This window comes from Staphylococcus sp. FW104-15G4D, assembly GCF_058790135.1.
The window spans coordinates 109,533-131,189 of sequence record NZ_JBYTCH010000001.1 but is presented as its reverse complement, the minus strand read 5'-3'; the positions used below and the strand labels follow the sequence as shown (position 1 = coordinate 131,189).

23 protein-coding genes are annotated in these 21,657 nt (G+C 32.0%); 12 read left to right on the top strand and 11 right to left on the bottom strand.

What is annotated here, in order from left to right; all coding sequences use genetic code 11:
- Nucleotides 1-37 precede the first annotated feature (37 nt).
- The 3 genes from tagH to AC3WQX_RS00635 all read left to right on the top strand — a co-directional run bounded on the left by tagH (nt 38) and on the right by AC3WQX_RS00635 (nt 2,639).
- Complete coding sequence (tagH, locus tag AC3WQX_RS00645; RefSeq protein WP_002433506.1) at nt 38-832, top strand: teichoic acids export ABC transporter ATP-binding subunit TagH; 795 nt, start codon at nt 38-40, stop codon at nt 830-832.
- A gap of 204 nt (nt 833-1,036) precedes the next feature.
- Nucleotides 1,037-1,396 (top strand): Na-translocating system protein MpsC family protein, encoded by a 360-nt coding sequence (locus AC3WQX_RS00640; protein WP_030059007.1) that lies wholly within the window; start codon nt 1,037-1,039, stop codon nt 1,394-1,396.
- Between the two features lie 217 nt (nt 1,397-1,613).
- The gene (locus AC3WQX_RS00635; protein WP_002433219.1) at nt 1,614-2,639 is read left to right on the top strand and encodes an NAD-dependent formate dehydrogenase; all 1,026 of its coding nucleotides are present in this window, start codon (nt 1,614-1,616) and stop codon (nt 2,637-2,639) included.
- Nucleotides 2,640-3,083: 444 nt separating this feature from the next.
- On the opposite strand, the gene tarA is transcribed toward AC3WQX_RS00635, so the two are convergent.
- The gene (gene tarA, locus AC3WQX_RS00630; protein WP_002433311.1) at nt 3,084-3,845 is read right to left on the bottom strand and encodes an N-acetylglucosaminyldiphosphoundecaprenol N-acetyl-beta-D-mannosaminyltransferase TarA; all 762 of its coding nucleotides are present in this window, start codon (nt 3,843-3,845) and stop codon (nt 3,084-3,086) included.
- Between the two features lie 228 nt (nt 3,846-4,073).
- On the opposite strand from tarA, the gene AC3WQX_RS00625 reads away from it, so the two are divergent.
- Nucleotides 4,074-4,820, top strand: a complete 747-nt coding sequence (locus AC3WQX_RS00625; protein WP_023350715.1) for a M50 family metallopeptidase — start codon at nt 4,074-4,076, stop codon at nt 4,818-4,820.
- 52 nt (nt 4,821-4,872) lie between these two features.
- Here the strand turns inward: AC3WQX_RS00625 and AC3WQX_RS00620 are convergent, their stop codons facing one another.
- Nucleotides 4,873-5,520 carry a metal-dependent transcriptional regulator gene (locus AC3WQX_RS00620; protein ID WP_023350716.1) on the bottom strand — a complete coding sequence of 216 codons (648 nt, stop codon included), beginning with the start codon at nt 5,518-5,520 and terminating at the stop codon, nt 4,873-4,875.
- A gap of 121 nt (nt 5,521-5,641) precedes the next feature.
- Here AC3WQX_RS00620 and AC3WQX_RS00615 point away from each other — a divergent pair, with 121 nt between their 5' ends.
- Genes AC3WQX_RS00615 through mntC form a run of 3 tightly spaced genes read left to right on the top strand, consistent with a single transcriptional unit; the run spans nt 5,642 to nt 8,157 of the window.
- Nucleotides 5,642-6,394 carry a metal ABC transporter ATP-binding protein gene (locus AC3WQX_RS00615; protein WP_002432979.1) on the top strand — a complete coding sequence of 251 codons (753 nt, stop codon included), beginning with the start codon at nt 5,642-5,644 and terminating at the stop codon, nt 6,392-6,394.
- Nucleotides 6,395-7,231: a metal ABC transporter permease gene (locus AC3WQX_RS00610; protein WP_002433425.1), complete on the top strand. Its 837-nt coding sequence runs from the start codon at nt 6,395-6,397 to the stop codon at nt 7,229-7,231. It begins immediately after the preceding gene.
- Nucleotides 7,228-8,157, top strand: coding sequence for a manganese ABC transporter substrate-binding lipoprotein MntC (gene mntC, locus AC3WQX_RS00605; protein WP_492739687.1), 930 nt, complete (start codon nt 7,228-7,230; stop codon nt 8,155-8,157). Before AC3WQX_RS00610 ends, mntC begins: the two co-directional genes overlap by 4 nt.
- A gap of 608 nt (nt 8,158-8,765) precedes the next feature.
- Here the strand turns inward: mntC and AC3WQX_RS00600 are convergent.
- The 9 genes from AC3WQX_RS00600 to AC3WQX_RS00560 form a co-directional block, all read right to left on the bottom strand.
- Nucleotides 8,766-10,805, bottom strand: a complete 2,040-nt coding sequence (locus tag AC3WQX_RS00600) for a cation:proton antiporter (protein ID WP_002452630.1) — start codon at nt 10,803-10,805, stop codon at nt 8,766-8,768.
- A 488-nt stretch (nt 10,806-11,293) separates the two neighbouring features.
- On the bottom strand, nt 11,294-11,764 hold the full coding sequence (gene mnhG2 / locus AC3WQX_RS00595) for a Na+/H+ antiporter Mnh2 subunit G (protein ID WP_023350718.1): 471 nt from the start codon (nt 11,762-11,764) through the stop codon (nt 11,294-11,296).
- The gene (gene mnhF2 / locus AC3WQX_RS00590) at nt 11,739-12,041 is read right to left on the bottom strand and encodes a Na+/H+ antiporter Mnh2 subunit F (RefSeq protein ID WP_002433104.1); all 303 of its coding nucleotides are present in this window, start codon (nt 12,039-12,041) and stop codon (nt 11,739-11,741) included. The genes mnhG2 and mnhF2 overlap by 26 nt, the downstream gene beginning before the upstream one ends.
- The gene (mnhE2, locus tag AC3WQX_RS00585) at nt 12,038-12,520 is read right to left on the bottom strand and encodes a Na+/H+ antiporter Mnh2 subunit E (protein WP_016898376.1); all 483 of its coding nucleotides are present in this window, start codon (nt 12,518-12,520) and stop codon (nt 12,038-12,040) included. Before mnhE2 ends, mnhF2 begins: the two co-directional genes overlap by 4 nt.
- The gene (mnhD2, locus tag AC3WQX_RS00580) at nt 12,521-14,020 is read right to left on the bottom strand and encodes a Na+/H+ antiporter Mnh2 subunit D (protein ID WP_023350719.1); all 1,500 of its coding nucleotides are present in this window, start codon (nt 14,018-14,020) and stop codon (nt 12,521-12,523) included. It lies immediately after the preceding gene.
- A complete protein-coding gene (mnhC2, locus tag AC3WQX_RS00575; RefSeq protein ID WP_002433087.1) occupies nt 14,010-14,354 on the bottom strand; it encodes a Na+/H+ antiporter Mnh2 subunit C in 345 nt (114 codons plus the stop codon). Before mnhC2 ends, mnhD2 begins: the two co-directional genes overlap by 11 nt.
- The gene (gene mnhB2, locus AC3WQX_RS00570) at nt 14,351-14,776 is read right to left on the bottom strand and encodes a Na+/H+ antiporter Mnh2 subunit B (RefSeq protein ID WP_002433258.1); all 426 of its coding nucleotides are present in this window, start codon (nt 14,774-14,776) and stop codon (nt 14,351-14,353) included. The genes mnhC2 and mnhB2 overlap by 4 nt, the downstream gene beginning before the upstream one ends.
- A complete protein-coding gene (gene mnhA2 / locus AC3WQX_RS00565; protein ID WP_049326448.1) occupies nt 14,763-17,165 on the bottom strand; it encodes a Na+/H+ antiporter Mnh2 subunit A in 2,403 nt (800 codons plus the stop codon). Before mnhA2 ends, mnhB2 begins: the two co-directional genes overlap by 14 nt.
- 26 nt (nt 17,166-17,191) lie before the next feature.
- Nucleotides 17,192-17,749 carry a tyrosine-type recombinase/integrase gene (locus AC3WQX_RS00560; protein ID WP_023350721.1) on the bottom strand — a complete coding sequence of 186 codons (558 nt, stop codon included), beginning with the start codon at nt 17,747-17,749 and terminating at the stop codon, nt 17,192-17,194.
- Nucleotides 17,750-17,887: 138 nt separating this feature from the next.
- Here AC3WQX_RS00560 and sroA point away from each other — a divergent pair, with 138 nt between their 5' ends.
- From sroA to sarA, 5 genes are all read left to right on the top strand, one after another.
- Nucleotides 17,888-18,094, top strand: coding sequence for a sigS mRNA-stabilizing protein SroA (gene sroA / locus AC3WQX_RS00555; RefSeq protein WP_023350722.1), 207 nt, complete (start codon nt 17,888-17,890; stop codon nt 18,092-18,094).
- Between the two features lie 14 nt (nt 18,095-18,108).
- The gene (locus AC3WQX_RS00550) at nt 18,109-18,333 is read left to right on the top strand and encodes a DUF2922 domain-containing protein (protein ID WP_023350723.1); all 225 of its coding nucleotides are present in this window, start codon (nt 18,109-18,111) and stop codon (nt 18,331-18,333) included.
- Nucleotides 18,334-18,554: 221 nt separating this feature from the next.
- The gene (locus tag AC3WQX_RS00545; protein ID WP_023350724.1) at nt 18,555-19,484 is read left to right on the top strand and encodes a DMT family transporter; all 930 of its coding nucleotides are present in this window, start codon (nt 18,555-18,557) and stop codon (nt 19,482-19,484) included.
- A gap of 233 nt (nt 19,485-19,717) precedes the next feature.
- A complete protein-coding gene (locus AC3WQX_RS00540) occupies nt 19,718-20,674 on the top strand; it encodes an efflux RND transporter periplasmic adaptor subunit (protein ID WP_023350725.1) in 957 nt (318 codons plus the stop codon).
- A 401-nt stretch (nt 20,675-21,075) separates the two neighbouring features.
- Nucleotides 21,076-21,450, top strand: coding sequence for a global transcriptional regulator SarA (sarA, locus tag AC3WQX_RS00535; protein WP_049307079.1), 375 nt, complete (start codon nt 21,076-21,078; stop codon nt 21,448-21,450).
- Nucleotides 21,451-21,657: the final 207 nt, after the last annotated feature.

Here is a 21,657-nt window from a genome sequence, read left to right as displayed (position 1 = left end):
TATAATCTATACAAATGTATATAAGGAAGGTACTAAAATGAGCGTTTCGGTAAATATTGAAAATGTAACTAAAGAATACCGTATATATAGAAATAATAAAGATCGAATTAAAGATGCTTTAATCCCTAAAAATAAAAATAAAACATTTTTCGCTTTAGATGGTGTTTCACTTACAGCACATGAAGGCGACGTCATAGGTCTAGTAGGAATTAACGGTTCCGGAAAGTCTACCTTAAGTAACATGATAGGCGGCTCACTTTCCCCTTCCTCTGGAGAAATTGAACGACATGGTGATGTCAGTGTAATTGCAATTAATGCAGGTTTAAACGGTCAACTGACCGGAGTAGAAAACATTGAATTTAAAATGTTGTGTATGGGCTTTAAACGTAAAGAAATCAAAGAGTTAATGCCTAAAATTATTGATTTTAGTGAATTAGGTGAATTCATCTATCAACCAGTAAAAAAATATTCCAGTGGTATGCGTGCTAAGTTAGGATTTTCAATTAATGTAACTGTTAATCCAGATATTTTGGTTATTGACGAAGCGCTTTCTGTGGGAGATCAAACATTTACTCAAAAATGTTTAGATAAAATTTATGAATTTAAAGAAGCGAAAAAAACTATTTTCTTTGTCAGCCATAATCTCCGTCAAGTCAGAGAATTCTGTACAAAAATTGCTTGGATTGAAGGTGGCAAATTAAAAGAATTTGGTGAACTAGATGATGTATTACCAAAATACGAAGAATTCTTAAAGGACTTCAAGAAGAAATCTAAAGCACAACAAAAAGCCTTTAGAAGCGAATTAGATGAATCACGTTTTGTTATTAAATAAGCAAATATCATACTAAACTGTCACAATAAACGTTGTTGACAGTTTTTATGTGCTTTTAAATTAAAGATTTAAAACATTGCAACTCTCATATGATAATTATTTTCAATTAATTTGAGTTTAACCCTTTTCAAAAAGTAGAAGTAGTATTATGATGGAATTAAGAGATACACAAAGTTGTCACAACTGAAACGTAAATTAAAGAGGGTGAAAGAGATAGTAGCTAATAAGAAAACCCAACAATTTGCGAATTTAGTACGTTCTTACCGTAAATCATATATTGGTAAAGGTCCCGAACAAGTTAAAGTCTTTTTTAAAGATAACTGGGCAATTTGTCATATGACAGGTAGTTTAAGTAAAGTTGAAAACTTTTATTTGAGAAATAAAGATTTTCAGAGTATGCTTAAATATGGACGTACTGAAGAAATTAAAGAATTATATAAACAAAAACCTCCAGTTGAAATGGAGGAACTTGTTGGAGCAAATTTCGTAAAACTTTTTACAGATGTTAATTTAGAAGACGACGAAGTTGTTTCAATCTTCGTTTTTGATAAATCAATTGAATAACAAATAATATAGTAACAATACTATGGGATTGGTGTAAGGTACTCAGTGCTGTTTGCTAACCCACTTACATTTTAAATGCTTATGAGAATTCATACATTTAAGGAGGTGGTTTAGACAAATAGGCTGAGTATTTTTTTATAAACGTTATAAGTGCTCTCATCATAGAATAGCTAGAACTTTTACTAGATAAAATTCTAAATTTAGGAGTGTATAGAGTATGAAAATTGTAGCATTATTCCCAGAAACTGAAGAAGGTTTAGACAATCAATTATTAAATACAGATAAAGCCATCGGTCTTAGAGATTTCTTAAAAGATTCAGACCATGAATTAGTTATCTTAAAAAATGGTGAAGAAGACTTAGATAAACACTTAAGCGATATGGATATTGTAATTAGTGCACCATTTTATCCTGCTTATATGACTAAAGAAAGAATCGAGAAAGCACCAAACTTAAAATTAGCAATCACTGCAGGTGTTGGTTCTGATCATGTTGATTTAGATGCAGCAAGTAAAAATGATGTCGGTGTAGTAGAAGTAACAGGTAGTAATACTGTAAGTGTAGCTGAACATGCCGTAATGGACTTACTTATTGTATTACGTAACTTTATGGAAGGACACCGTCAATCAGTCGAAGGAGAATGGGACTTATCTAAAGTCGGTAACCAAGCTCGCGAACTTCAAAACAAAACAATCGGTATCTTTGGTTTCGGTCGTATTGGTCAATTAGTTGCTGAACGCTTAAAACCATTTAACGTAACTATCCAACACTATGATCCAATCAATCAAAAAGATAACGAAAACTCAAGATTCGTTGAATTCGAAGAACTTGTGAAAACAAGTGATGCAATTACGATTCATGCACCATTAACACCTTCTACTGATAATTTATTTAATGAAGATGTATTAAATAAAATGAAAAAAGGTAGTTATTTAGTTAATACAGCTCGTGGTAAAATCGTCAACACTCAAGCATTAGTCAACGCTGTTAATAGTGGTCAAATTCAAGGTTATGCCGGCGACGTATGGTACCCACAACCAGCACCAGCTGACCATCCTTGGAGAACAATGCCTAGAAATGGTATGACTATTCATTATTCAGGTATGACTTTAGAATCTCAAAAACGTATTGAAGATGGTGTCAAAGATATTCTAAATCGTTTCTTTAATAATGAACCTTTCCAAGATAAAGATGTTATCGTTTCAAGCGGAAAAATTTCAAGCTCAAGCTATACTGCTAAATAATAGCACTTTAATACGTTTAATTAGATTTTTAAAAAACCTTTATTCAAATCACTCAACTATTTAAATCATGACAACCCTAAGTATAGTTCAATGAACGATGATATAACTTAAAGAGACTTCGCTATGAAAAGCGCCATTCTGGACTTAATAGCGTACATGTACTCTTTGATAGCTTTAGTAGATGTCTTATGGCGAGTTAATCAACGTTATACCTTTCCCAAAATCAAAAATGTTATCAGCCATGTAAGATCCCTGTTCGCTTACAAAAGACATTGAAAGAGCTTTTTCTTACCCTTGATATTACAGAATTAAATTAAATAATCTCAATTATTTTCTACCCCTTCCCCTGAGAAATAATTGAGTTGTTAAATCCCTAAAATTATTGTTATCCCTGTTCAAATAGAAAGCGAGAGGTGGCCTCCCTGAACCATCTCTCGCTTTATCTTATTTATCAGTTTTGTTTTTTCTTTTTTGCTTAGATACTTTTATCATAAATTTTGGAATACTCATCATTCTACCTATACGCTTCCAATCTATAAGCAAACGATATACCCATTCAATATTCAGCTTTTGAAACAATTTTGGGGCACGCTTTTTCGCCCCACTTAAAACTTCAAATGAGCCACCTACGCCCATCATAACAGTTTGATTAAATTTGGAATTATGTTTATGAATCCATTCCTCTTGTTTCGGGAATCCCATTCCAACAAAAATGTAGTCAGGATTAAAACTAGTTATTCTTTTGACCACCGTTTCATCCTCTAGATTAATATATCCATGATGGTAAGCGAACGTCACATTAGAATATTTTAAGTGTAATTTACGTTCAGCCGCTTCGATAATTTCATTTTTTGAACCAAGTAAATACACACGCTGATGATTTGCATGAGCTATTTTCAAACATTCTTCAAGCAACTCAATCCCTGGTACTCGACGTCTCAGAGGTTGATTTAATCGCTTTGATGCTTTAACCACTCCAGTTCCATCAGCTACAACATAATCCGAACTATTAATTAAATCCATATACGAAGGATGTTCAGTTGCATAAACAACAATTTCAGGATTAGCCGTTACTATAAATAAATTACTTTCAGTTTTATTTTCGAAAAATGATTTGATATTCTCAATCATTTCCAACATCGTAGTATTATTGAATTTTACGCCCAGCACGTTGACTTTACTGTTATTAAATTGCTCGTTATTCATCAAATTTGCCCCACTTCACTTCGTGTAGTCATTTATTAATTAAAATTAAATATAGAAGTATTAATAGTACTATGCTTAAAAATGTACCGTCTATTTTACCACATCCAAAATTAAACAAGAAATCTTTAATCCTTAAATTACATCTAAAGTCTAAAGGCTAATTCCTGCTTTTTCATTTATAATATTAAATAAATGAACATATTTAAATTTATTTATTCGAGGTTAATCATGTCCTATCTAGAGAACTTTTTCACAACAGTTATTCATTTAAATATTTATCTCATCATTGCCATTGGAATAATATATATCTTTATTCATCAAAACAGACATAACGGTATCATTCGATTTCTAGATGTCTATTTGAACTATATACCAGTTTTAACTCATGAGTTTGGTCATGTATTATTTAATCGTCTTGCAGGTGGACGAGCTAAAGATCTAGTTATCGTTACAAGTCCCACTGAAAGACAAACAACATTACAACAAGGCTATGCTATCACTCAATCTAAAGGTTATTTGGGTCAATTCATAACCACAATTGGGGGTTACTTAATGCCACCCATCATGTTTTTAATTGGATTAGTGGCTGCGCATTTTGAACATCCAAGTATTTTTCTAATCGCGTATCTCTTGATTTTTATTTATTTTTTAATATTAACCTCTCGAAAACTATCACCTATTATTGTCATTCTGTTAATCAGTATACTCTTATACTTTTTAGTCCAGCATAACCATACAATGATGGTGTATGACATCGTCTCTTTAAGTTATCATCTTATTTTAGGCGTTTTACTAGGTGAAATTATTCAATCTTCATGGACAATATTTAATCTTACCTTCCAACGACCTAAGCCAAGTTGGGACGGCAGTGCTTTAACTGATATCACTAAAGTACCTACAATCATTTATAGTACGATATGGATTGCCTTCAACCTCTATACGATCTATTTACTCATTAAATACACGATTTTATAAAAAAGCTTAAGCTCTTAATGATTCAAAGAACGCTCATTAAGAACTTAAGCTTTTATTGTTTTTCGGCAAAAATATTCATTGCATTTTCATAACTTAAAATAGTTACATTTTCATTTCGTTTAATAATAATTACTTTATTAGTATCATCTTTCGAAACGATTTCTACCGTATTGCCGATATAGATATCTTTACTTGAAAGGTATACAAGTAAGTCTGTCTTATCACGCACTCTTTTGACTATAACATTGTCACCAGGTTCGAATTCTAAGATAGACGTTGTATAGAGTTCTTTATAATGATGGTCACGTGGAATCACGCCACCATGAGGACATGTTTTAGGAAAATTTAACGTTTTATCTAAGCGTTCCACAAACAAATCAGAAATTCGGTGTTCAAGAATTTCTGCCTCTTGATGCACCTCTTCCCAATTGTATTGCAATATTTCTATTAAAAATAATTCTAGTAAACGATGACGTTTAATAATATCAAGTGTTCGGTCTAAACCTTCTTTAGTTAAACGTGCACCTTTATAATGTTTAGTTTCTACATAACCTTCCTTTTCCAAGCGTCCTATCATTTCACTGACAGATGGGGGTTTAATATTTAGAAATTGAGATAGTTGTTTATTAGATACAAAGGATACATCGCCGTCATTCGTTAAAATTGCTTTTAAGTAATCCTCTTTTTCTTCAGTTAACATCATTTCACCTCACACGCATTCACCTTATTGTATCACGAATTCACTTGACATGTTAAAACTTCAACGTTTATTATAAAATAAATTAGGTTAGCCTAAATTTTTTATTAGGAGGTTATAATTTTTGCTAAAAATTGATCAATTAAATTTATTTTTAGGGAAAAAGCATGTCCTTAAAGACGTGTCATTCTCATTACCTATATGTGGTGAAATCGTCGGCATCGTAGGTCCCAATGGAGCAGGTAAATCATCAATGCTCAAAGCTTTTATCGGGGAATTTAAAGCGACGGGAACTAGATTGTTATACGATCGCCCTATACATACTCAACTCAGATATATTACTTACATTCCTCAAAAAGCTCAATTAGATTTAGACTTCCCTATCAAAGTAGAACAAGTGGTGCTTTCAGGATGTTATCAAGACATTGGGTGGTTTAAACGTCCAGAAATTACTGAGCGAGCTAAACTCAACCAATTACTTAAAGATTTAGAATTAGATGATTTGCGTCATAGACAAATTTCAGAATTAAGTGGTGGTCAATTACAACGTGTACTTGTTGCGAGAGCATTAATGAGCGAGAGTGATATCTATTGTTTTGACGAGCCTTTTGTAGGTATTGATATCTATAGCGAAGAATTAATAATGAAAAAAATTAAGCACCTTAGACATTTAGGTAAGTTGATATTAATTGTACATCACGATTTATCAAAAGCTGAGGAGTACTTTGACCGTATTTTATTACTCAATCAAACCTTAAGATATATAGGACCACCAAAAGAAGCTTTAACTTCTGAACGATTGAATGCAACTTTCATGAATTTTGATAATGATTTATCACCACTTCAATCGTCACAGTTACAAGGGAGTGCGTGTTAAATGTTAGACTTCTTTAATCATTTACTCAGTTATCAATTTTTAAATCGTGCATTAATCACTTCTATATTAGTAGGGATTGTGTGCGGTACTGTAGGAAGTATTATCGTACTTAGAGGCCTGTCTCTAATGGGAGATGCAATGAGCCATGCGGTGTTACCAGGTGTTGCGCTATCCTTCCTATTCAATATTCCAATGTTCATCGGTGCATTAGTAACAGGTATGATTGCCAGTCTTTTTATTGGTTTTATTACTTCTAAAAGCAAGACAAAACCAGATGCAGCGATAGGTATTAGTTTTACTGCATTTCTAGCAACAGGCGTCATTATTATTAGTTTAATCAATAGTACGACTGATTTATACCATATTTTATTTGGTAATTTACTGGCTATAACCAATCAATCATTTTGGACAACTATCATTATCGGAATGAGTGTGCTAACACTTATAGTTGTATTTTATCGACCTTTAATGATATCTACTTTTGACGCAACATTTAGCCGTATGAGCGGTTTAAACACAACACTCATCCATTATTTCGTCATGCTTTTACTAGCACTTGTCACAGTAGCAAGTATTCAAACGGTCGGAATCATACTTGTAGTGGCTTTACTTATCACTCCTGCATCAACTGCATTTTTGATTAGTAAACAATTGTACAGCATGATGATCATTGCCAGTCTTATTAGTATTATCAGTTCAATTACCGGACTATATTTTAGTTATATATATAACGTCCCAAGTGGTGCTACAATCGTGATTTGTACATTTACTATTTACGTTATAACGTTAGCAATTACGAGAATGAATAACAGACAGAAAAGAGGCGCTTTAACGTGAAGAAGATTTTTGCTTTAGCATTAATATTTATCATGATTCTTGCCGCGTGTGGGAATCAACATAACAAGGATCATAGCTCTACCGAAGGTAAGTTAAAAGTTGTAACAACCAACTCAATTTTATATGACATGGTCAAACATGTCGGCGGTGATAAGGTCGTAGTCCATAGTATTGTACCAGTCGGTCAAGACCCTCATGAATACGAAGTAAAACCCAAAGACATTAAAGCTTTAACTGACGCAGATGTTATTTTCTATAATGGGTTAAATCTTGAAACAGGAAATGGTTGGTTTGAAAAAGCGCTCAAACAAGCAGGCAAATCTACTAAAGACAAGAGCGTTGTTGCTACATCTAAAGATGTTACACCTATTTACTTAAACGGTGAAAATGGTAACAAGAACAAACAAGATCCACATGCTTGGTTAAGTTTAGATAACGGTATTAAATACGTTAAAACAATTCAACAAACTCTAATTCAACATGATAAACAAAATCAATCTACGTATAAAAACCACGGAAAAACTTACTTAGCTAAACTCAAAAAGTTAAATAAAGAGAGTAAAAACAAATTCAATGATATTCCTAAAGCGCATCGAGCTATGATGACTAGTGAAGGTGCATTTAAATACTTTGCTAAACAATTTAAAGTGAAGCCAGGCTATATTTGGGAAATCAATACTGAAAAGCAAGGTACACCAGGACAAATGAAACAAGCTATTCGTTTCGTTAAAGACAACCATCTCAAACATCTATTAGATGAAACAAGTGTGGATAAAAAAGCCATGCAAAGTTTATCAGAAGAGACAAATAAGGATATCTATGGAGAAGTATTTACAGATTCTATAGGTAAAGAAGGCACTAAAGGTGATTCATACTACAAAATGATGAAATCCAACATCGAGACAATTCATGGCAGTATGAAATAACTAGAAATACACGGATGAACACGTAAGAAAGTGTAGAAGATTAATCATAAGTCATGTTCATCCGTGATAATTCTAGAACTTTTATATATTATTTTTATTTTGTAACTAGCAGTCCCATATCGTGTGTTTTTTCATTTATATTACCCTCCTATAATATAAACTACATCTTTTTTACACACGATATGGTGGTGTTAGTTAAGGGGATATTTCGCAAACTTATTTGAGCCCCACTCTCTCACGAATTACAGAGTAAATATTTTAGCGGAAATCACTCATTCTTTTTGTTGTTTTCGAGCGATAAACAATGGAAGGAAACTAACAATGTGCTACTAATCTTAACATCTCAATCAATCCTCGAGTAGTACATAACAGTTCTATTCAACTCTGAGTAGTTACTGAAGCCACAAATAATCACTTGATGTGATAGCTTCATCTATCACTAAGCTACCTCCATGGATATTCAATCCTCCCCCATGGAGACATTAGTTGCACTAATTATGTTGAGATTAGTGCAACTTTTTTTATGATGATATATGTAAAAGAGCCCTCACCACTTTATGAGTGAGGGCTCTTTTTTAGAAAATTTGTAAACAAACGTATATTTTTTATCATGTCATACTATCAACGATAACCATTTCATCATAGTTAATAGATTCTCTAAGCTTCAATGCTGTACCTTCTGTAATTTCTTCATCTTCTATTAATTCACGAAGAATTCGACGCTGTTCTCTTAAAGCATTCAACTTAATTCTAGTAATCGTATCTTCACTTTGAGAATTGAAGAAATTATTCGGAGTTAAGTTATCTATACGCATAAGATAACCATCGCATATCATACCAATCTCTAGTTTGTTATCTGTTGTTGCCTCTTTAGACAATCTACTTACTACATTGTAATGAACTAACTTATTTATTTTACCTAATTCAAGTAAGTTATCTGTAACACTTAAAGAAGATGCAGAATTTATTTTAGTTTTAACACGGCGTTTCAATAACATTCCTCTTAAAACAACTGTAATCCTTCTAAATAGTGACGCTTGTTTGTAGACTTGTGTACGTTCAGCATAGCGCATATAGTTTTCAAGTACACTATCTGTAATCTCACCATCATCAACAAGTTGTTCTAATGTTTTTGTTTCTACATTAAACGCAATTTTTTGAAGACGTTCTAACTCTTTAGAGTTTTCATCTTCCTTTTCAACTGTTTTAAGGAACGTGAGTTTATCATGATATTCTTTAATCACATTTCCATAACGATAACTTGTTTCAAATGTAGATTTCTGATTTAAATAATCAATCACATGTTCCAAAATATATACTCTTGCTTCTTTGAATGTCATATTACCTAATTTCACTTTTGGTTTATTAGGCGTAACTAAAGGAAGTAATACTTGAGCAATGACCAAGCTAATGATGACCATTCCTGACGCAATAAATAATAAATCATTTCTATAATGGAATGAATGATGATTTGCCAAGTAATAAGGTAATGTTAATGCGATTGCTAGTGAAATTGTCCCGTGTACACCGCAAAGCGTCATAATAAGTGCATATAAGCTTCTCTTAGGTTTTTTCTCTGGGGCTTTATCGTCATCGTCTTTTGATATCATTTTCTGGAAAGGACTGACTGATAAATAGAAATAAGGATAAAGCACATATACCCATACAAATCTGAAGAGGTATACCGCTAAAGCGACTAGTACAGTGATAACTACTAAGAATAGTAAATTATGTGGTTCTGTCTTAATAATCTTCACAATAACCTCAGGTACTAAGAAACCTAATATTGAAAAGACAAAACCATTTAAAACATAACCTAGAATATTCCATGTGTGGTTATAACTCATTTGTAATTGTGTACGTGTTTGAGCGATACGATCTCGTTCAAATCCATGGACGAGTCCGGCTACTACAGCTGCGATAATACCTGACGCATGAAACAGTTCTGCAATGAGATATGTCACAAATGGCGTTAATAACTGTATAAATGTGAACATATTAATATTCTCAATGCCTCGTCTCATTAGAGTTAAACGAAAACGAACAAGTGCCATACCTATAAGTAAACCTACAATTGCCCCACCTATAGATGCAATTAAAAATTGTTGTACCGCATCGAAAAGTGAAAACGTACCTGTGACTAATACGCCTACAGCAATTTTAAATGAAATGATACCGGCTGCATCATTAAGTAATGATTCACCTTCAAGAATCGTCATCGCACCTTTAGGCAACACCTTACCGTTAGTGATTGCTTGAACTGCTACAGCATCTGTAGGACAGAGAATTGCTGCAATTGCAAAGGCTGCACCAATCGGTAGTTCGGGCCAAATCCAATGTACGAACAATCCTACACCAATCACTGTTGTAATAACGAGACCTAAAGCCATCATCATTACAGGTTTAATATACTTTCTTAAATGTACTCTTGAAACGTTAACCCCTTCTACAAATAATAATGGGGCAATTAATGTGACCATAAATAGTTCTGAGTCAAAGTTAAATTCAACTGGAATTGGAGTGAGGTATAAAATCATTCCAAGAACGATTTGAATAAACGCAAGAGGTACCTTTGGTATGAAAGTATGGACAAAGGAGCTTACGATAACTACTGTAGTAAAAATAAGTAAAGTTTCAAATATCTCCAAACTTTCACCTCTTTATTATTTTTTAATTGAAAATTAAGTAACAAATAGCACATATATGCCTATTTACACATTGCATATAAGAGAGATGCATCATTTGAATGATCTACATTAGAGGAAGATAACAAGAAGAAAAAAAGAGATTGCTTATTCTTATTGCTTAAATATATTAAGTATAAATTGATTATTTAGAATATTTTATCTATTTCAATGATGCATATTCCAGTTATCAGTGAAATCAAACATGAACATTTTCATTAAAGATAATCACAAATTCGTTTCATCAAACGAGAAAATGTTTATGTGTAATCTCATTGAACCAACATTTTACTACTTAATTTTACAATTATTCTTATTTATAATTTTATCATTAATTGTATCAATGCTTAAATAAATAGCTCTCTTCTCTTCCATATTCATACTTCAGTCTTATATAAAAAAAGAAAACCGTTAACATATATAGATTAACTCTTATACGTTAACGGTTATGATTAATTCTCATTGTCAAATTTTCTCTCTTTTTCACGTTCTTTATAATAAAGTTTTTCCCTACGTTGTTCTCTTAGTTTCGCACGAGATTTTAATTCTTCAGGTGAATTAAACTCATTTTGACTTAACAATATTGAAGATTGCCTAGGGACGTCATCTTTTCGGTACATATACGCACCGTTACGATAGGCAGCACGCGCTACCAAATGCATTCCAACAGGAGAAGTAAGGTTGATGAAAACCAATGATAAAAGTAAACGAACGCTAAAGAATCCTTGATTGACCGTAAAATATATTAAGACACCAATAATAGTTAATAATACTGATAAAGTTGAACTCTTTGTAGAGGCGTGACTACGTAAAAAAACGTCTTGGAACTTTACAATACCATTCGCACTAATCAATGCAATGATACTTCCTAAAAATATAAATATCGCTGAGATGAGACTAACGATTTCTTTTGTTATTTCCATTAAAGACTCGACCTCCTCCGATAAATCTAGAAATAGATACCGAACTAACAAATGAAATAATGGCAATGAGCATAATTGAGTCTAGGAACGAAACCGAATTATATACGACACTCAACACACCAACTATAGACATTACAACTGCACTTGTCGCATCAAATGAGACCACTCTATCAGCTGTTGTTGGTCCTTTAATTAATCTGAAAAGGCACACGAGTAAAGCAACACCAAATATAATTAATGCACTTATAATTAAACATTGTGTGATTAACGTTATCATCGTGTCACCTCCAAAATTAAATCTTCATACTGTTTAATACTTCTTAAAAGATTTTGCTTGTCTTTTTCAGAAACATCAATACTATGGATAAAGAACTTATTCGTATCTTTAGAAATGCGAATCACTGTTGAACCCGGAGTGATAATGATTAAAATAGTTAAAAATGTAATTGCCCAATCATTCTTTAGAGAAGTCTCATAAGAAAGTAAACCAGGATTCATTTCTTTAGTTTTAAACAGAATATAATTAATCGTACTAATACTTGATGTTAATAGTTGATAGAGATATATTGCTAAAAATTTAATCGCTACCCATATCTTTTTGAGATAAAATTCTTCACCAAAGAACCTATGAAGGATATAGATGACAATTAAACCAATTAAAAATCCTGAGAAGAAGGTTGTAAATTTAAATTCATCCTCGTCTTGGAATAAAACCCAAAGGAACGCGATGACAATATTAAGTACGACTTGTTTCATCTATTTTTCAACCTCCTTCAAATGCGAATTAACATTCTCTTGGAAAACATGTTCTTTCATATTGAGGTTTGTAGCATTATCAGTCACTTTTAAGACAACTGGTGCAGCAATACCCATAGCAAGTACAACGGCAACTAGAATACCAAGAATACCTTTACGATGAGGAGGAATCTCTTTGAATTTGACCTCTTCACCATCAGTATCGCCAAAGTACATTACAAACATGACTCTAAACAGACTATACATCGCTAGAAGACTAGTCAGAATCATTAAAGCAAGACCAATATAATTACCGTTTTGAATCGCACCTTGGAATATAAGCACCTTACCTGGGAAACCACTAAACGGAGGTACACCACCTATTGCAAATACCATCACAATAAATGCAACACCAAAGAAGGGTTCCCTTTTGGCTAAACCACTTAAATACTGATAATTTCTAAAGCCAGAAATATAAACAAGACTACCTATAATAAAGAAAAGTAACGTTTTAACGATAATATCATTTGATAAATAGAAAATTGCACCATTCACTCCAGCATGTGTATGAGATCCTAATCCTAGGATAATAAAACCAATCGATAATATAACTTGATAAGCAGCAATTTTCTTAATATCTTTATAAGCGATTACACCAAATGCACCGATTAGCATCGTAATACATGACATAAAAACGAGTAATGGATGTGTGATACCAGGATGATGATCAAATAATAAGGTGAAGAAGCGGATTAACGCGTATGCGCCGACCTTTGTCATCAACGCTGCAAATAAAGCTGCAAGTTCTGTATTGAGCACAGCATAAGCTTTAGGCAACCACATAAATATCACTAAAGCAGCTTTAGAACTAAAAGCGACTAAAAAGACGAGTGAGATAATCGTGATAGTTTGATTACTTTCCATATGGTTCAAGCGTGATGCAATATGAGAAAAATTTAAGGTACCAACAGTCTTATATAACATACCGATACCTAATAAAAACAACCATGAGCCAATAATGTTAAGTACTACATAAATAATGGCAGCACGTAACTGTTCAACTGATTGGCCTAATGTTACAAGCACAAATGACGCGAGTAACATAATCTCAAACATGACGTATAAATTAAATAAATCTGAGGTTAAAAATGAACCTATTACACCAACAGTAAGTAATAAGATAAAAGTTGGTAAATGGAAAAGATTTACACGCTTTTCACCTCGACCAAATCCATAAGCCATAATTAGCGTCACAACAAATGACGATACTGTAACCATGAGTAAGCTTAGTGAATCGCCAAGGAATTGAATACCAAATGGTGCTTTCCAACCACCAAAATCTAATGTGATTGGCTTATGGTTCACAACATAGATAAGCAATGCTAAAGAAATTAAAGTTGAAACAATCATAGTCGTAATTGAGAGTATTTTCGATGTTTGATTTTTATTTTTTATAAAAACTAGAATCAAAGCACATAAAAAAGGAAGAAGCATTGGCATAATCAATAAGTTACTCATCATCTTCTTCACCCCTCAATGCACTAATTTCATACTCTTTCGTCACGCGATATGTTCGGTAAATTAATACGAGTAAGAATGCAGTCATACCAAATCCAATTACAATCGCAGTAAGTACAATGGCTTGTAGTAATGGATCTACAAAATTCGAATGATTATTTTGAATTAATGGTTCAGACATTTGTGGACCATATTTGCCCATACTCATAATAATTAAATTACCTGCATGAGTATAAATAGAAATACCAATAACAATACGTATTAAATTAATGGATAGAATCATGTACGTTCCTATAAATACTAAAAATCCTATCACCAGTAAAAGTATCAAGTTCATGACTTACCACCACTTATTGACAACATAACTGTCACAATAACACCTACCACTGTAAGTAATACGCCTAATTCAAATAACGTTACAGTCGTAACGTGCACATGTCCTAATAATGGAAAAGCCACATTAGCTTCAGTTTGGTATAAGATTGGTTTACCAAAGAACATAGGAACTACTGCCGTACACACAGATACTAATGATCCAATAATCATTAATTTCTTAAAATCTATAGGTAAACTAATCAATACTTCTTTAACATCAAAGGCAAGGAACATAAGGATAAAAGCTGAACTAAAGATAAGGCCGCCAATAAATCCACCACCTGGATTATTATGTCCTGCAAAGAAAACATAAAATCCAAATGTTAATAGAATGAAAACAACAATCTTAGTGACCGTTTTTAATACCACATCATTCTCTTTCATCTTGTCCCCTCCTATCTTTGTAATTAAGTAGTGTGTAAATACCTAAACCTGCAATGATTAATACTAATCCTTCAAATAAAGTATCTAACGCTCTGAAATCACCTAATATAGCATTAACAATATTTTTGCCACCTGTTAATTTATAGGCATCTTCATAGAATTTTGAAATCGATGGCATACCATCCGCTTGCTGAGCGATAAAAATTAGAGAAACAACAGAAACAGCCATTATAAGTGAAACTACAATTTTAAGCGTTTCCTTCTTCAAGTTTGCTTTTGCTCTTGGAATATTTGGTAATCTTGAAAAGCTCACGATAAACAATATCGTCGTAATGGTTTCAACCACTAATTGTGTGAGAGCTAAATCAGGCGCCTTCATTGCAATGAAGTAAAGCGTCACTGCAAACCCGATAATACCGTTTAAAATAACCATCGTTAAGCGTTGACGTATAAATATAAGAGAAATACCGATGATTACTGTAACGATTGATAAGATAATCTCGAGCGGTCCAAAAGATGAAACATGTAAATCATGAACTTTAGGGAAACCAACCGAAAGATAGCCATATGCAATAATTGCTACAAATATGAGTAACGTAATCATAATATAATAATTGAGTTTAGCACTCATTAAGCTTCTTATTCCATAACCTGAATAAGATTCAAACTCTCTATAAACACGTCGATAAGTATCTGTGATTGAAGCTTGTTTAATCATTCGATGTGTCAATGATTTCCAATTTATAGCAAGTGCTAAAATAATTCCTGACACAATAACGATGACACTTAATATTAATGGAAGGTTGATACCGTGCCATTGTGAAATGTGAGGTGCTACGCTGTCTACTTGAGTTCCAACACCAGATACCGATCTTAATGCTGGTATAAGTATATTATGTCCGAAAACGTTAGGTATAAAGAATACAATTGGTATAAGTACCATAAGAATCATAGCAGGTAAACTAAACAACCATGGTTCGTGAATACTTTTCTTAGTAAACTTTTCAGTATTAAATTGTCCCCAAAATGTTTCTTTAATCATGTAAAGTGCATAAGTAAAAGTAAAAATACTTGCTATCACACCTAATGCAACAACTATGATAGTAAGGCTAATTCCAAACTGATCTAGTTCAATAGCTTTTACAAGTGAATCAAAGAACATTTCCTTACTAAGGAAACCATTTAAAAATGGGACCCCTGCCATAGAAAGAGCAGCTAGCAACATAACAATGTGCATCTTAGGAAAGACATGACGCATCCCATTGAGTGAACGAATGTCTCTCGTACCTGACTCGTGGTCAATAATACCAACACCCATGAACAATGCACATTTAAAAATAGCATGGTTCATCAAATGAAATAAGCCAGCAAAAAGGACTAATGCGTAGAACTCTGACAAATGATCTGAGGTATGTTGTGCATAGCCCCCACCTATACCTACCATAGACATAATCATACCGAGTTGACTGATAGTAGAATAAGCTAAAATGCCTTTAATATCATATTGGCGTAATGCGGTAAGCGAACCAAAAAGCATGGTTATAAGTCCTACAAACGTAACAATATATACATATATATCACTTAGTCCTAATAATGGCGTAAACCTAAACAGTAAGAATATACCAGCTTTAACCATAGTCGCTGAATGAAGATATGCACTCACTGGCGTGGGTGCAGCCATCGCTTTCGGTAACCATATATGAAATGGAAATTGAGCTGATTTTGTAAATGCTCCCAACAATAGCATGAGCATCATTGGGATATACAACGGATGCTTCTCAATTGCATGACGTTGAGCTAGTATTTCTGAGATATTATTTGTACCGGTAATGATGTATAACATAATAAAACCAGTTAATAACGCTAATCCACCAAATACGGTAATCATAAATGATTGAATAGCCCCGAGTTGACTATTACCATTGTTATACCAATAAGAGATAAGCAAGAAAGAAGACACACTCGTTAATTCCCAGAATACATACATTAATATAGTGTTATTCGCTATAACGATGCCAATCATACTAAACATAAATAATAATAAATAGACAAAAAATCTAGGCAGATTATCAGTTTGAGGTGATAAGTATTGTGTAGCATAGAAAAATACACCTACACCTATAAGAGAGATAATCAAACCAAACATTAAACTTAATCCATCTAATTTCATATCTAAATTGATATCTATTGAAGACATCCATGGAATATGAATAGAAGTGAAATGATGGTGATAGACATTTGATATTTGTGTAATGAAATAAACAGATGAAATGATGGGCGCTAGTAACGACAAGTAACCAGCATATTTTTTAAGTATTTGATGACTCAAAGTGAGTAAAACTAGAATCATCACAACTATTAGCACGCCCATAAGGTACATCAGACTCATTTAAAGCCTCCTTTAAATATATTTTTTTATAAGTTGAGTGCAATCACAGTTTGATGAATCGATTTATCTTGAATCCCAATAAATTTTATAGTTTCTTGAGTTGTTTGATGTCCCAAATATTTCTGAATAATTGAGATTGAAATGCCTGCTTGATAGGCATGATAGGCAAACGTCTTTCTTAATGTAGTCAGTCCAATATGTTTCATACCTAATTGTTCAGCAGCACGATTTATTATTCTATAAGCTTGTTGTCTTGAAAGACATTGATGCGTCCTCGTAGATTGAAAAATAAGTTCTTCATCTTCCAATTTACAATCCTCTATGTAAAGTTTTAATTCGTTTCGCAATTCAGATGGCAACTTAATTTTAATAGTTGGCTCATCATCTATCATCCAAGATGTTTTTATATTCCCTATTTCAGAAGTTTTAAGGTACTTTACTTTCATATTTAACAAATCTGTCAGTTTAATTCCTGTATGAATTGCGAACTTAAAAAACAAATAATCCCTTTGTGACCGTGCTCGTAATACTTTATACATTTGATGAATCTCTTCTTTATATTTAATTGGGTCTACTTGATTCATACGTCCTCCTTATTAAGGTTTCTCATTTAATGATATATGATATTTAAGTTACATCAAAAATTTCTGCCTGAAATTTAGAAATAAAGTGACCTTTTTTTCATTTTCAAACGATATATAAAGTGAAAGGAGGTGCTAAAGATGAATGAAATTAATCAAGTGACTGCACTCTTTACACAAGTTAAACATGACTCTGAAGGGAAAGTAGTCGAACATAAACGTCGTTTCTCTAACTTAAATCCATCTACGTCTAATGATCAAATAAGAACTTTCAGTAACATTATTGAGCGTTTAACTGGAGAAAAGTACGACAAAGTTGAAGTCACAAAGACAGAAGCATTAATCTAAGGAGGAGTAGGAATATGTCAAAAACGTTAGAACTCATCTTTAAAACGAGTTTAGACAAGCCAGTAAAATTACAGTTAATAAAATTTGACGCTGTTTTGACAGAACAATTAGTTAAAGAAAGTATGAATCAAATTTTAGAATTAGGCATTTTAAAATCAAATGTAGGTAAACCTGTCAAAGCTTATTCAGCTCAAATCATTGATAAGAATACAACTATCCTTTTCGAAGATAAAAAATAAAAAGTCATAGGGAGAATTGTTTCTTACTAACAAGTACATCATTAATGAGAGAAAAAAAGAATCATTAGTGATGTTTTTTATTACTATTATATGCATTATACATATATATTCTTAAACTAGAAAATTAAAATGTACCATAATACATAATCAAACATTCTATTTAGATTCAAGTATATGAGTGGTATCATATTATTATTAATTCGAGAAAGTGGGTATCACAAATGATATTCTTATACCTCTTAGGTATATTTGTGGGAATGTTGCTTCCTATTCAAACCTCAGTTAACTCAAGGTTAAGTCAATTTACACGTTCATCATTTTACGCCTCAACCATCTCTTTTGCGGTAGGAACGTTATGTTTATTAATCCTTAACCTTATTATTAATCCACATGTATTTACAACCTCATTCTTCTCAGGACAGACATTTAACTATACATGGTTTGTTGGAGGATTACTGGGCGTTATATTTTTAACAGGAAGCCTATTATTATTACCTAGATTAGGTGCTGCGCTTACAGTAGTCATCACTGTAACAGGACAAATACTTATGGGTGTAGTCATAGATACATTTGGATTATTTGGTGCTTCACAACAACAATTTACATTTTTTAAAGCAATTGGGATTATTTTTTTAATCTTCGGTATTCTTTTAATGAATTACGTCCCGAATCGTAAAATCCATCATAAAACCAATTCAAACTTCATCTTATGGTTAGCGATTGGACTCGTATTTGGCTCGGCACCACCGATCCAAACTACAATTAATAGCGCACTTGCTCAACAGACACATTCTTCAATCTTTGCGTCTTTAGTATCATTTACGATAGGTACGACAGCTTTATTCATTTTAACTTTACTTTTTAATCGCACTTTAAAAATTAGTATTACTCATGATGTGCTTGGACGCATTAAGCCTGTCTACTTTATCGGTGGTATGTTAGGCATGGCTTTTGTCACTGCTAATATTATCCTTATGCCTTTTTTAGGTGCTGCGCTTACAACGATTGTCGCAATGCTAGGCCAAATGATTATGGGAATTATAATAGACCATTTTGGTTTAATGGGCTCTCCTAAAAATAAAATTACAGCACGTAAAGTGTGTGGGTTAATATGTATTGCAATCGGAATTATTCTATTACGTTTATTTTAAAGTCTACCTTATATCATTCTTTTAAATTAATCTTTATCTTATTAAAATTCTAAGCTCTACCTGTAGAGCTTAGAATTTCTTTATTTTTGAAGTGAATAAATAACCTTTTTTCAATTATTGTAAAAATTAGAAAGAATGAAAGAGTTATCTTTTGAGTATAGGTAAAAAAAACTATTTAGAAACAAATTAATATTGTATAATATTTTTATCATAACATCATGAGGTGAACATCTATGAATAATAAGCGCATTATTCTTATACTATTAATTCTAGTTTTAGTTCTTACAAGTTTAGGTTTTGGTTATCATACTTATTCGAAAATACGATCAGATGATAATAATTTAAAGTCTACTCAAATCATTAAAGCTCAGTCTAAACGGTTACTTACCGCGGATGGCATTCAAACTCCTTTCCAAAGCTACTCTATCTACTTCAATCCTTCACAAGGACAAATCAGCCGCTTCTTAGTTAAACATCAAGATAAAATATCCGCCAAAAGACCGATTTTTGAATATTATAATTACGAAAAGGAACAAGAATTTAAAACACTTAAAGGTGTTCTTAATCAAATTCAACTCCCCAATCATACACCTTCATATTTAAAAAATAATCCTTTCTTAACCTCACCGTTACTGTATTCTCAGCTTATTCAAACTCAAAATTCTATTCACACAACTCACTTCTCTCCTATTAATGGAAGGGTCTCTATCATCAATCGTTACCCTTCAAAAGCAACTGATAAGATAATGCAAATTGATAGCGAGGAAAAGGTTATTCATGCTAATATATCAGAATCTGATATAAATTTATTAAAAATAAATCAAAATATTTCTGTAACTACTCGTGATAAAATTCAATTCATTAGTAAAGTGAAAGAAATTGCAACAGTACCAACTAAGGTAAAAAATAACACTTCTTATTACCAAGTAGTATTAACTACCAAAGCTAAGTATCCTATCGGCACACATTTTAAAGTAACTTTAATATCTAATGATATCGAGCTACCACAAACAAGTATTATAGATAACAAATTTATTTTAGTAATGAATAATAAAAAAATTGTAAAAAGAGAAATAAAATATAAAAAATCTTCTAAAAGTGGGTATATCACTATAACAAGTGGTTTAGCTCTTAATGAGAATGTAATTAAGCATCCTACTAATAAAATGGTAAGCGCTTTTAGTCATTAAAAGTTGAAAATAACATTTCAAAATGTTTACTTTTCAGCATTATTTTTATTAAATTTAGAAAAATTATAAATATTTGTAATATTTTTGAATAAGGCAAATGCTATTTTACTAATTCAATCATAATGTACAAACAATAATTAGTTTTATAAACACTTATTTGTTTACTTCTTATTTTTATTTAGTTATAATTAACTAAATAATATAGCATTAAATATATTTCTTAAAATTTTATTTAATACTAAATTATGGCAGACACTTCGTATTTTTTCAAAAAAATAGATACAAATTAATAAATTCGGGTAGAGTATTCATATAGATCTTAATTTAATAACATACAAAACTTGCTGAGTCATGTTATATGGGTCTTTAATGTTTACGCTATAAATAGGGAGGTTTCAATAATGGCTATTTCAAAAATTAATGACTGCTTTGAATTATTAGCTATGGTCACTTATGCTGACAGATTAAAAAGTACTATTAAGAAAGAATTCTCAATCAGTTTTGAAGAATTCGCTGTTTTAACTTATATTAGTCAAAATAAAGAGGAAGAATATTATCTTAAAGATATTATTAACCACTTAAATTATAAACAGCCTCAAGTGGTAAAAGCTGTTAAAAACTTATCTCAAGAGGATTACTTCAATAAAAAACGTAACGAACACGATGAAAGAACAGTTTTAATCTTAGTTAACTCTAAACAACGTAAAAAAATTGACGAGCTATTAAAACGAGTTAACAAACGAATCACTGAAGCGAACGACGATAACGAAGTTTAATATGAAATTTGACGAGAGTAAGATAGAAATCTGATTCTTAGGATTTCATAATCTTACTCTCTTTTTGTGGGGATATATAATTGAAAATACAATGTGTCTGACACAAATAATAAAAGGCGACCAAATATTATTTTGATCGCCTTTTTTGATATATATTTATGAAATGTAATACTAAATACTTATTTTAAATAATTTTAAATATAGTGA

Coding starts and splice junctions, on each gene's coding strand:
- AC3WQX_RS00545 (WP_023350724.1), top strand. CDS start 18,555: ATGATATTCTTATACCTCTTAGGTATATTTGTGGGAATGTTGCTTCCT.
- mnhE2 (WP_016898376.1), bottom strand. CDS start 12,520: ATGAAACAAGTCGTACTTAATATTGTCATCGCGTTCCTTTGGGTTTTA.
- mnhA2 (WP_049326448.1), bottom strand. CDS start 17,165: ATGAGTCTGATGTACCTTATGGGCGTGCTAATAGTTGTGATGATTCTA.
- sarA (WP_049307079.1), top strand. CDS start 21,076: ATGGCTATTTCAAAAATTAATGACTGCTTTGAATTATTAGCTATGGTC.
- sroA (WP_023350722.1), top strand. CDS start 17,888: ATGAATGAAATTAATCAAGTGACTGCACTCTTTACACAAGTTAAACAT.
- AC3WQX_RS00550 (WP_023350723.1), top strand. CDS start 18,109: ATGTCAAAAACGTTAGAACTCATCTTTAAAACGAGTTTAGACAAGCCA.
- AC3WQX_RS00635 (WP_002433219.1), top strand. CDS start 1,614: ATGAAAATTGTAGCATTATTCCCAGAAACTGAAGAAGGTTTAGACAAT.
- mnhC2 (WP_002433087.1), bottom strand. CDS start 14,354: ATGAACTTGATACTTTTACTGGTGATAGGATTTTTAGTATTTATAGGA.
- tarA (WP_002433311.1), bottom strand. CDS start 3,845: ATGAATAACGAGCAATTTAATAACAGTAAAGTCAACGTGCTGGGCGTA.
- mnhD2 (WP_023350719.1), bottom strand. CDS start 14,020: ATGATGAGTAACTTATTGATTATGCCAATGCTTCTTCCTTTTTTATGT.
- AC3WQX_RS00625 (WP_023350715.1), top strand. CDS start 4,074: ATGTCCTATCTAGAGAACTTTTTCACAACAGTTATTCATTTAAATATT.
- AC3WQX_RS00620 (WP_023350716.1), bottom strand. CDS start 5,520: ATGTTAACTGAAGAAAAAGAGGATTACTTAAAAGCAATTTTAACGAAT.
- AC3WQX_RS00610 (WP_002433425.1), top strand. CDS start 6,395: ATGTTAGACTTCTTTAATCATTTACTCAGTTATCAATTTTTAAATCGT.
- mnhB2 (WP_002433258.1), bottom strand. CDS start 14,776: ATGAAAGAGAATGATGTGGTATTAAAAACGGTCACTAAGATTGTTGTT.
- AC3WQX_RS00540 (WP_023350725.1), top strand. CDS start 19,718: ATGAATAATAAGCGCATTATTCTTATACTATTAATTCTAGTTTTAGTT.
- mnhG2 (WP_023350718.1), bottom strand. CDS start 11,764: ATGGAAATAACAAAAGAAATCGTTAGTCTCATCTCAGCGATATTTATA.
- AC3WQX_RS00560 (WP_023350721.1), bottom strand. CDS start 17,749: ATGAATCAAGTAGACCCAATTAAATATAAAGAAGAGATTCATCAAATG.
- mnhF2 (WP_002433104.1), bottom strand. CDS start 12,041: ATGATAACGTTAATCACACAATGTTTAATTATAAGTGCATTAATTATA.
- tagH (WP_002433506.1), top strand. CDS start 38: ATGAGCGTTTCGGTAAATATTGAAAATGTAACTAAAGAATACCGTATA.